A 10411-nucleotide genomic window follows, 5' to 3' on the forward strand; every position below is an offset into this window, starting at 1 on the left:
TCTTTGCCGGAAACCACGGGGTCTGCGCGCAGGGGGTCAACCCCTTCCCGCAGGCGGTGACGGCGCAGATGGTGGCCAACTTCCGCGCCGGCGGGGCGGCGATCAACCAGCTTTGCGGGTTGGCCGGTGCCGAGCTGTCGGTGGTGGCCCTCGATCTCGACCGGCCCACGGCGGATTTCACCCAGGCGCCGGCGATGACCGAGCCCGACGCCCTCGCCGCGCTGCGCGCCGGGGCCGATGCGGTCGATGCCTCGTCGGACGTGCTGATCCTCGGCGAGATGGGCATCGGCAACACCACGGTCGCCGCCGCGCTGGCCCACGCGCTCTTCGGCGGCACGGCGGCCGACTGGTCCGGGCCGGATCCGGCATCGTATTCGAGCTCAGCAGGTGACGCTGTCATGCGGCCCGCGGGACCGGACCTTCGCCGCGATCGCGAAATCCCTGACAACGCGACCTCACGCTGTAGAGGTCTTCCGGTCAACCGCCTCCCCCGCTCGATGTCGCCATTTCGACAAGTGGCCGGTCGCGCTTTCTTGTATCGCTCCTTGCACGCGCGACCGGGCAAATAGGCTCCGGCCGGAAATGAGCGTCGCTCGCGAACGGCTTCGCCCAAAGGGAGGGGCCGGTGCTGCGGCCGAGCCTTGTGCAAGAGCGATCAGGTCTCGATCCACCACTTGTAGTGATGGTGTTCGAAGGTCGGGTGCATGTCGGTACCGTGCACGCCGGGCCGGGCATGATTGTAGAGCGACCGCCAGTAGGGCTGGATGACCACGCCCTCGTCCTGCATGATCTTCTGGATGTCGGCCATGATGATCCGCCGCTCGTCCGCATCGGCGATCGACATCGCCTGTTCCAGCTTGGCGTCGAACTCCGCGTTCGAGAATGCCGTCTCGTTCCACGCCACGCCCGACTTGTAGGCCAGCGCCAGCACCTGAACGCCCAAGGGCCGCATGTTCCACTCGGTCGCGGAGAAGGGGAACTTCGTCCAGTCGTTCCAGAAGGTGGCGCCGGGCAGGATCGTGCGCCGGATGGTGACGCCCGCGTCGCGCAGTTGCGCCGCGACCGCGTCGCAGGTGGCCGAGGTGAACGCGTCGTCGACCGAGATCAGCTCGTACTCGGCCTCCAGCGCGCCGGCCTCCTCGAGCATCTGCGCCGCGCGGGCCGGATCGTGTTCGATGGGCGGGAGCTCGGCGTATTCGGGGTGGATCGGGCAGACGTGGTGGTTTTCCGCCGTCGTGCCCCGGTTGTCGTAGCCGAGCTCCAGCACCAGCGCGTTGTCGACCGCGAGCTGGAATGCGTTGCGCACCGTGCGGTCCCGGTAAAGCTCCGAGAGCTGGTTGAACCGCACGCAGACGGTGGCGGCGGTGATCGTCTCGGACTCGACGAAGCCGAGGCCGTTCAGCACGTCGACGAAGTCGCCCACCGTCTCGTAGGTCAGATCGATCTCGCCGGAGTCGGCCGCGGCGAGGGTCAGGGCCGGGTCGGTGCCGAGATCGACGTATTCCACCGCGTCGAGATAGGGGCCGCCATAGACCTCGGTCCCCCACCAGGCATGATCCGCGTTGCGCTCGAGCACCTGGCGCACGCCGACCTCGTTGACCGTGGGCAGAAAGGGGCCGGTGCCGATCGGATTGTCCGCCGGATCGCCGCCATCATAGCTGCCGTGCACGATGGCGGCAGGATAGTCGGCCATGCCGGCGATGATCGTGATGTCGGGCGAGGCGAGGCGCAGGCGCACCGTGAGGTCATCGACGACCTCGATGGCTCCCTCGCGGGCCTCGTCTGTCGCCGGGTCGATCAGCGCGCCCATCCGCGCGGCCATCGAGTTGCCCTCGACGCCGGCCTCGCACCAGCGGGCGATGTTGCGGGCGACGTCCTCTGCGGTGAAGGCATCGCCGTTGTTCCAGATGACGCCAGGGCGAACATTGAGGACATATTCGGTGGCGTCCTCGTTGGCCTCCCAGCTCTCCAGCAGCATGCCCCGGAACGAGCCGTCGCGGTTGTACTCCACCAGGTATTCCAGCCAGCCGCGCGCGAAATTGCCCATCTCGTTCCAATCGAAGGTGCGCGGGTCCTTCAGCGCCTTGGTCTCCATCTGGCAGCGCAGCCGTCCGCCCGGCTGCGGCGTGCCCTGGGCGCGGACCGCCGGCGCGGTGGCGCCGATCAGCCCGTAGGCGGCGGCGGCCGAGACGCCGAGCGCCGATGCCCGGGTCAGGAACTCGCGTCGGTCGATCCGACCGTCGAGGTGCTCGCGCGCATAGAGGCGGGCGCCGGGATGAATCGGCACGGATGTGGATCGTTCGGTCATGGAAGGCCTCCCCGGGATGTCGTCTTCTTGGCGCCGCGCGGCAGCGTCCCAGCGCGATCTCCCCGCAAATCACGACGGGCCGCAGTCCCGAATCTCGACGCGATCCGTCCGAAAAGCGACGCCCGCCGTCGCGCGCGCCTCACCCCCCATCATCTTGGCGAAAATACTCCGGGGGTGCGGGGGCTGGCCCCCGCTGCCAACCGCGCGCCGCGTTCGGGGCGGTCAGTGCATCAGCGTGCGGTGGGCCAGGGGCGCGCGGCCGTAATGCGCTCGGTAGACCTTGGTGAAGTGCGAGGTGGAGTTGAAGCCGCAGGCCATGGCGATCTGGGCTACCGAATCCTCGGTCTGGGACAGCAGCGCCCAGGCCCGCTGCAGCCGCGCCTCCATGATGTAGCGCTTGGGCGAGGTCTTGAGATACTTGCCGAACAGCCGCTCGAGCTGGCGGGTGGAGATGCCCAGCTCTTCCGCGATCTCGGCGGGCGTGAGCGGGCAATCGACATGGTCCTCGATGATGCGCAGCGCCTGCACCAGCCGGGGATTGCGCATCCCGTGGCGGGACTGCAGCGACAGGCGCTGCCCGGCCGCCCCCTCGCGCGGGGCGTTGTAGACCATCTGGTCGGCGACCGCGGTCGCCAGCTCGGCCCCCTGTTCCCGCGCGATCAGGTGCAGCATCAGGTCGGCCGCTGCGGCGCCGCCAGAGGCGGTGACATGGCGCTGGTCGGCCACGAAGACCGAGCGGCGCAGGCCGACCTCGGGGAACTTCTCCTCGAACAGGTCGTGGAAGGCCCAGTGGATTGCCGCGTCCTGCCCGTCGAGGAACCCTGCCCGCGCGAGCACGTAGCTGCCCGAGCAGATCGCCCCGATCGGCGTGCCGTGCGCCCGGGTGCGCCGCAGGTAGGCGAGCAGAGCCGACGTCACGCGCTCCTGCACGCCGAGGCCCGAGACGACGAGCAGCCGCGCATCGCGTGCCAGCGGCTCCAGCCCGCCATCGACCGCCATGACCGTGCCGTTCGAGCAGCGCGCTGTCTCGCCGTCCTCCGACATGAGCGACCACGTGTACAGCTCGCGCCCCGCCACGAAATTGGCGATGCGCAAGGGCTCGAGCGCGCAGGACAGGGCGAGATGGGTGAAATTGTCCACCAGCAGGAACGCGGTGTGGATCGGCGCCGCCCTCGTCTCGCCCATTCTCCCCTCCCTGCTTCGCGGTTCGGCGGAAAGATGTCGCATCTGTGTAGACACCCTATATTACAATGCGGCACACAGGCCCCGCAAGAGGGAGAGCGAGATGGCCGTGACTTCGGAGACGTCCGCCAGCCGGAAACGGCGCTGCAGCGAGACGCTCAGGCGACGTATCCTGACGATGGCGCTGGAGCCCGGCGCGCATCTCGACGAGGGGAGGCTGGCCGAGGAATTCGGCCTGTCGCGCCCGCCCCTGCGCGAGATCCTGCGTGAGCTTGCAGGCGAAGGCTATGTGGCACTCGCCCCGCATCGCGGCGCGCAGGTCGCGCCGATGACCCACCGAACGCTGAACAGTTTCTTCCGCGCCGCGCCGATGATCTACGCCGCCACCGCGCGACTCGCCGCCGAGGCCGCGACCGAGGCGCAGATCATGCGGCTGAAGGACACCCAGCTTCTGTTCCGCGCCGCGATCCGCGCAGGCGACGCGGCCGAGCGGGCGCTGCTCAACGAGCGCTTTCACGCGATCATCGGCGAGATGGCGCATAACGATTATCTCGCGCCCAGCCTGCGCCGTCTGCTGATCGATCACACGCGCATCGGCATGACCTTCTACGACCCGCGCCAGCGCCGCCTCGCCGCCTCGCGCGCCGAGGCCGCCGATCAGCACGACCGTTTCATCGACCTGATCGAGGCCGGAGACACCGACGGCGCCGAGGCGCTCGCACGCGCCCATTGGGAGCTGTCGCGCTTGGAGATGGAGCGCTTCATCGCGCCCGCCCCCGTGGAGATGCCGCTCGACCGGGCAAGGAGGGAAGGCGCATGAGATTCGACGGTATCTACACGCCCGTCATTGCACCCCATGATGCGGCAGGCGGGATCGATCGCGACGCCTTCGTGGCGATGGTCGACTTCCTGATCGAGGAGGGGGTGCACGGGATCATCGTCGGCGGTTCGACGGGCGAGTACTACGCGCAGAGCCTCGAGGAGCGCGCCGAGCTTGCACGCCTCGCGCAGGAAAGCATTGCCGGCCGCGTGCCGCTGATCGTGGGCACCGGGGCGATCCGCCTGCCCGACAGTATCGCAATGGCCGAGACGGCCGCCGAGGTCGGGGCCGACGCCATCCTGATCGGCTCGCCCCCCTACACCGTGCCCACCGAGCGCGAGAACGCGCTCAACGCGCTGGCCATTGAGCGGGCCGCGAACCTGCCCGTCATGCTCTACAACTATCCCGGCCGGATGGGCGTGGAGATGGGCGAAGAGTTCCTCGACAGGGTGGGCCGCTCACGCAACTTCGTGGCGATCAAGGAAAGCTCGGGCGACATCAATCGCGTCCACCTCCTGGCGCGCGATTATCCCCATATCAGCATGGCTTGCGGGATGGACGACCAGGCGCTGGAATTCTTCGCCTGGGGCGCGCGGAGCTGGGTCGCCGGCGGCGCCAACTTCCTGCCCGCCGAGCACATCGCGCTCTGGCGGGCCTGCGCGGTCGAGGGCGATTTCGCGAAGGGCCGGCGCATCATGTCGGCGCTGCTGCCGCTGATGCGGCTGCTGGAGCAGGGTGGCAAGTTCATCCAGACGATCAAGCACGGCGTGGATATGCGCGGGATGCGCGCCGGCCCGCCCCGCCCGCCGCTGCGTCCCCTCAACAAGGACGACAAGCGCGCGCTGGAGCAGGTGGTGCGCGTGCTGCGCCGCACCGTGGCCGAGATCGAGGCTGAGCGCGCGCGGCCCGCCGAGCAGACGAGGGACGAGCAGAAGAGGCCCGAGCAGAAGAAGAAGGACGTGGCATGAGCGCGCTTCTGACCGCCGAGGAATACCGCGCCGTCGCGGCCGGCCTCTCGCTGCCGACGGGCGCTTTCGTCGACGGGGCGTTCCGCCCCGCGCGCTCCGGCGCGACCTTCGCCACGACCAACCCCGCGACGGGCGCGGTCCTGGCCGAGGTCGCCGCCTGCGGCGCGGCCGACGTCGATTTCGCCGTGGAGAAGGCGCAGGACGCCTTCGAGGACGGCCGCTGGTCGCGCCTGCCCCCGGCGGAGCGCAAGGCGCGGCTGATCCGGCTGGCCAAGCTGATGAAGCGCAACGCCCGCGAACTTGCGGTGATGGAGAGCCTCGACTCGGGCAAGACGATCCTTGATTGCGAGACGGTCGACCTGCCCGAGACGATCCACTGCCTGATCTGGCATGCCGAGGCCATCGACAAGATCTACGACCAGGTTGCACCCGCCTCGGACGATCACGTCGCCATGGTCGTGCGCGAGCCCGTGGGCGTGGTGGGGCTCGTCCTGCCGTGGAACTTTCCACTACTGATGCTGGCGTGGAAGATCGGCCCGGCGCTCGCCGCCGGCTGCTCGGTGATCGTCAAGCCGGCCGAGGAGACGCCGCTCACCGCCCTGCGCGTGGCCGAGCTGGCGCACGAGGCGGGCATTCCGCCGGGCGTGTTCAACGTGCTGCCCGGCACCGGGCCCGACGTGGGCGAGCCCATCGGCCGGCACCCGGGTATCGACGCCGTCTCCTTCACTGGCTCCACCGAGACCGGCGCGCGCTTCCTGCGCTACGCCGCCGAGTCGAACCTCAAGGAGGTGGTGCTGGAGATGGGCGGCAAGAACCCTGTCGTGGTGCTCGACGACGCCGAAAACCTTGACCGCGTCGCGGCGCACGTCGTCAACGGCGCCTTCTGGAACATGGGCGAGAACTGCTCGGCGAGCTCCCGGCTGATCGTCCACAAGGGGGTGCGGGACGCCCTTCTGGAGCGCCTTCTCGCCCATGCCCGCGAATGGCCTGTGGGCGACCCGCTCGACCCGGAAACACGCGTCGGCGCCCTCGTCTCGCCCGCGCATTTCGACAAGGTCTGCTCCTATCTCGCCGGCCAGACGGTGCTGACGGGTGGCGGTGCGCGCTCCGGGCGGTTCGTCGAGCCCACGATCCTCGACGTGGCCGACCTGTCGTCGCGGCCCGCGCGGGAAGAGATCTTCGGCCCCGTCCTGTCGGTGATGACGGTGGGCAGCTTCGACGAAGCCATCGCCCTCGCCAATGACACCGAATACGGCCTCGCCGCCGCGTTGTTCACGGGTAACGTCAAGCGGGCGATCCGGGGCGCACGGGCGATCCGGGCCGGCACCGTGACCGTGAACGCCTTCGGCGAGGGCGACATCGCCACGCCCTTCGGCGGCTGGAAGCGCTCGGGCTTCGGGGGCCGCGACAACGGCCTGCACGCGCACGACCAGTATACCCAGCTCAAGACGATCTGGATCGACCTCGCCGACGATGCCGACCAGGCGGTGGCCTGACGTGACCGCCTACGCCGCCAGGCGCCTACCAAAACAGCCGGGCGTCTCGGGCTGGTCGGCTATCCTGCCCGCGCGCGCCCCCTCGCCCCCGCTCGACAGCGAGACGACGGCCGACGTCGCCATCGTCGGCGCGGGCTTCGCCGGGCTGTCGGCGGCCCGGCGCCTGGCGCAGCTTGACCCGGCGTGCCGGGTCGTGGTCTGCGAGGCGGGCGAGGTGGGCCACGGCCCCGCCGGCCGCAACACCGGCTTCATGATCGACCTGCCGCACGATCTGGCCTCGGAGAGCTATGCGGGAAGCGCCGAGGCTGATCGGCGCAAGATCGCGGAGAACCGCATCGCCATCCGCTTCGCCGCCGCGCTGGCGGAGGAGACGCAGATGCCGCGCGAGGTCTTCGACCCGTGCGGAAAGATCAACGCCGCCGCGACGGCGGAGGGTGACGCGCATAACCGCGCCTTCGCGCAGCACCTTTCCGGGCTCGGCGAGCCGAGCGCCCTGCTCGACGCGGGCGAGATGCACGAGATCACTGGCAGCCGCTTCTACAGGTCCGGCCTGCATACGCCCGGCGCGGCGATGATCCAGCCCGCCGCCTATATCCGCCGCTTCGCCGACGCGCTGCCGCCGGCCGTCCGGCTGCACGAGCGCAGCCCGGTGACGCGGATCGCCCGTGCTGGATCCGACTGGCGGGTGGAGACGCGCGGCGGCGCGGTGACGGCGCCGCGCGTGGTGCTCGCCACCAACGGCCACGCCGAGAGCTTCGGCTACCTGCCGCGGCGGCTGATGCACGTTTTCACCTATGCCTCGATGACCCGCGCGCTCTCGCCCGACGAGGTCGCGGCCCTCGGCGGCCGCCCGGCCTGGGCGGTCACGCCCGCCGACCCGATGGGCACGACCGTCCGCCGCATCTCCGGCACCGGAGGCGATCGCATCGTGGTGCGCTGTCGCTTCACCTACGATCCCGGCATGGAGGTGACGGGCGCGCGGATCGCGCGGGTCGGCCGCCTGCACGACGCGAAATTCGCCGACCGTTTTCCCATGCTCCGGGGCGTCGCGATGGAGCATCGCTGGGCCGGCCATCTGTGCCTGACGTGGAACGGCGTGCCGGGCTTCGGGCTGCTCGACGACGGGATCGTCGCGGCCGTCGCGCAGAACGGGCTCGGCACGGTGCAGGGCACCCTTTCCGGCCTTGCAGCGGCGGAAACCGTGCTCGATCGCCCCGGCGACGCCGCCGCTGCCTTCGAAGGCCATGCCACGGCGCGGCGCCTGCCGCCCGAGCCCGCCGCCTGGATCGGCGCCAACGCGGTGATGCGCTGGCGCGAGATGCGCGCGGGGCGGGAATAGGTCGGGCGGCGGCAGGTCGGGCGGCCTCGGCGGCTTGCGTCGCCACGGATCGCCGCCGCTTGCACGGCAAGGCGGCCGCTCCCTGCGTCGCCTGCGTCAGTGCTCCTGGTTGAGCGCGTCCATCGCCGGGATCTCGCGCTCGCGCCGGGCGATGTAGTCGCGCAGGGCCTCCTCCTTCGCCGCATCCAGCGCGGGCGCCTCGTATTCCGACAGGAGCTTTCGGGCGTGGGCCAGCGCACGGGCGGTGATCTCCTGCGCGCCCTCGGCCTGCCACTGCTCGAACGCGTCGTTGTCGAACAGCTCCGGCATGAAGAACGCCCGCTGGAAGTTCTCCTGCGTATGCGGATGGCCGAGGTAATGGCCGCCCGGGCCCACGTCGCGCACCGCCGCGAGCCCCTCGTCGAAATCGTCCCACCGGATGCCCTGGGCCATCCGGTAGCCCATGGCGCAGGCTTCGGCATCCACCACGAATTTGGCGACCGAGCAGTGCATGCCGGCCTCGTTCCAGCCTGCCGAGTGCCAGATGTAGTTGGCCCCGGCATGGAGGACGGCCGAGAGCGTCGTGGCGCTTTCGTAGCCCGCCTGCGCGTCGAAGGTCTTGGCGCCCCCGAGCGTGTTCGAGGTGCGCCACGGCACCCCGTAATGCCGCGCCATCTGCCCGATCATGAAGTTCATCAGGCTGATCTCGGGCGTCCCGGCCATCGGCGCGCCCGACTTCATCGAGACTGTCGACAGGTAATGGCCGTAAATCGCCGGGCAGCCTTTCCGGATGACCTGCGTGTAGGCCAGCGCCGAGAGCGCCTCCGCGTTGAGCTGCGCCACCGCGGGTGCGACCGAGGCCGGCGTGTTCGCGCCACCCAGCACGAAGGGCGAGCAGAGCACCGGCTGGTTGCGGCGGCAGAAGGCGCGCATGGCGCCCAGCATCGTTTCGTCCCAGACCAGCGGCGAGTTCCCGTTGCAGTTGCCGGTGGTCACGGCGTGGGTCTCCAGTGTCTCGTCGCCGAAGAGCAGCGCGCACATCTCCATCACGTCCTCGGCGTTCCGCGGGCTCGTCGTCATGCCCATGAACGTCTTGTCGGAGTGGCGCATGGCCGAATACGTGACGTGCAGGTGCCGATGGCTGACGGGCAGATCCATGGGCTCGACGATGTGGTGGGCAACCGAGTGCAGCGCCGGCGCCATGTGCGCCAGCTTGTGGAACATCGACAGGTCGTCGAGCGTGGGCAGGCGACGCACGTCGTCGAGGTCGCGCAGGTACGGCGCCCCGGTCATCGGAACGAAGATGGCATGCGGCCCGCCGAAGGGCAGCGACTTGGCCTGGTCACGCGCGGTGTAGGCGAACGCCCCGGGGATCGTCGCGATCAGCTCCCGCACCAGCCCGCGGTCGAGATGGACGCGCTCGCCGCGCACGTCGGCGCCGGCGCGGCGCCAGTCCTCCAGCGCGATCTCGTCGCGGAAGACGATGCCGACCTCCTCGAGGATATCCATCGAGGCGGCGTCGATCCGGGCGATCTGCTCCTCGTCCAGCGGTGCGCAGAGCGGCAGGCCCCTGCACAGGGACGGCAGCATCCGCGTCTCGGTCCGTTGCCGGCGGGCGCGCCGCGCGGCTCGACCGCCGGCCCGGCCCCGGCGCGGCTTGTCCTCGGCCTCGGTCATGCCCCACCTCTCCGTATCTGGCGCTGCAGACATGCCCGGATTGGCACGCCGGCGCGACGAGGGAAGCGAAGCCAATCTCCGGAAAGCGACATTGCACGAGTGCGCCGCCGCGCATGGGCGGCGGCCGCAGGTATCCAACCGGGCGATCGGTCGCCTGCTCTGCGGGGGGGCGGTTGCCGAAGTGCAGCAACGCTTACGTGTCGTGCCATGGTCGATGTAAGGGCAGGGACCCCAGACTGCAGTGTGTTAAAGTCGTCGACTGAAGGCGTCAGCAAGGTCCGCTTCCAACGCGGGGATCACGTCGTAGCACAGGCTCGGCGAATGTCGGCTCTCCGCCTTCCTGCACGTTCGGTGCGACCGGCCCATATCCGACGTGTCCACTGCACCTTCAGGGTGGGTGCCGATCGCCGTGCTGCCAGCAGGAATGGTGCCGCTACTCAGAGAATGCGAAGCTGGCCGGCGCGAGCGATTGCCTCTGCAATGGTGCGGGCGCCGAGACGGTGCCTGGCGGCCTGCAGCCTTGCCTTAACAGGCCGCTGAAAAAGGCCGCCTCGACACGGGTTTGAGGACATGATTCACCCTTTCCGGGTCACGAGGGGGGCGGTCATGCGCGGGACAGACGAGGCGAGCGGGTCGCTGTTC

At 69.8% G+C, this 10411-nt stretch carries 7 protein-coding genes and 1 pseudogene; 5 read left to right on the plus strand and 3 right to left on the minus strand.

Translation table 11 applies throughout. The features are described 5' to 3' along the window. Window positions 1–428: pseudogene (locus DLJ49_RS22615) on the plus strand (nicotinate-nucleotide--dimethylbenzimidazole phosphoribosyltransferase); the annotation flags it as partial. A gap of 227 nt (window positions 429–655) precedes the next feature. Here DLJ49_RS22615 and DLJ49_RS20045 read toward each other — a convergent pair. Both DLJ49_RS20045 and DLJ49_RS20050 read right to left on the minus strand, forming a co-directional pair. After that, a complete protein-coding gene (locus DLJ49_RS20045; protein WP_115395291.1) occupies window positions 656–2308 on the minus strand; it encodes an ABC transporter substrate-binding protein in 1653 nt (550 codons plus the stop codon). Between the two features lie 222 nt (window positions 2309–2530). Then, window positions 2531–3493 (minus strand): GlxA family transcriptional regulator, encoded by a 963-nt coding sequence (locus DLJ49_RS20050; protein ID WP_115395292.1) that lies wholly within the window; start codon window positions 3491–3493, stop codon window positions 2531–2533. Between the two features lie 100 nt (window positions 3494–3593). On the opposite strand from DLJ49_RS20050, the gene DLJ49_RS20055 reads away from it, so the two are divergent. Genes DLJ49_RS20055 through DLJ49_RS20070 form a run of 4 tightly spaced genes read left to right on the plus strand, consistent with a single transcriptional unit; the run spans window position 3594 to window position 8113 of the window. Continuing rightward, window positions 3594–4310, plus strand: a complete 717-nt coding sequence (locus DLJ49_RS20055; RefSeq protein ID WP_115395293.1) for a GntR family transcriptional regulator — start codon at window positions 3594–3596, stop codon at window positions 4308–4310. After that, on the plus strand, window positions 4307–5278 hold the full coding sequence (locus DLJ49_RS20060; RefSeq protein WP_115395294.1) for a dihydrodipicolinate synthase family protein: 972 nt from the start codon (window positions 4307–4309) through the stop codon (window positions 5276–5278). Before DLJ49_RS20055 ends, DLJ49_RS20060 begins: the two co-directional genes overlap by 4 nt. Next, window positions 5275–6774 (plus strand): aldehyde dehydrogenase, encoded by a 1500-nt coding sequence (locus tag DLJ49_RS20065; RefSeq protein ID WP_115395295.1) that lies wholly within the window; start codon window positions 5275–5277, stop codon window positions 6772–6774. Before DLJ49_RS20060 ends, DLJ49_RS20065 begins: the two co-directional genes overlap by 4 nt. Window position 6775: 1 nt before the next feature. Further along, entirely contained in the window at window positions 6776–8113 is a 1338-nt protein-coding gene (locus DLJ49_RS20070; protein ID WP_115395296.1) for an NAD(P)/FAD-dependent oxidoreductase, read from the plus strand. 96 nt (window positions 8114–8209) lie between these two features. Here DLJ49_RS20070 and DLJ49_RS20075 read toward each other — a convergent pair whose 3' ends face one another. Next, on the minus strand, window positions 8210–9769 hold the full coding sequence (locus DLJ49_RS20075) for a trimethylamine methyltransferase family protein (protein WP_115395297.1): 1560 nt from the start codon (window positions 9767–9769) through the stop codon (window positions 8210–8212). Window positions 9770–10411 lie beyond the last annotated feature (642 nt).

Origin of the sequence: Rhodovulum sp. 12E13 (assembly GCF_003340565.1) — a bacterium.
In the GTDB taxonomy this organism is placed as follows: Bacteria; Pseudomonadota; Alphaproteobacteria; order Rhodobacterales; family Rhodobacteraceae; genus HLUCCA09.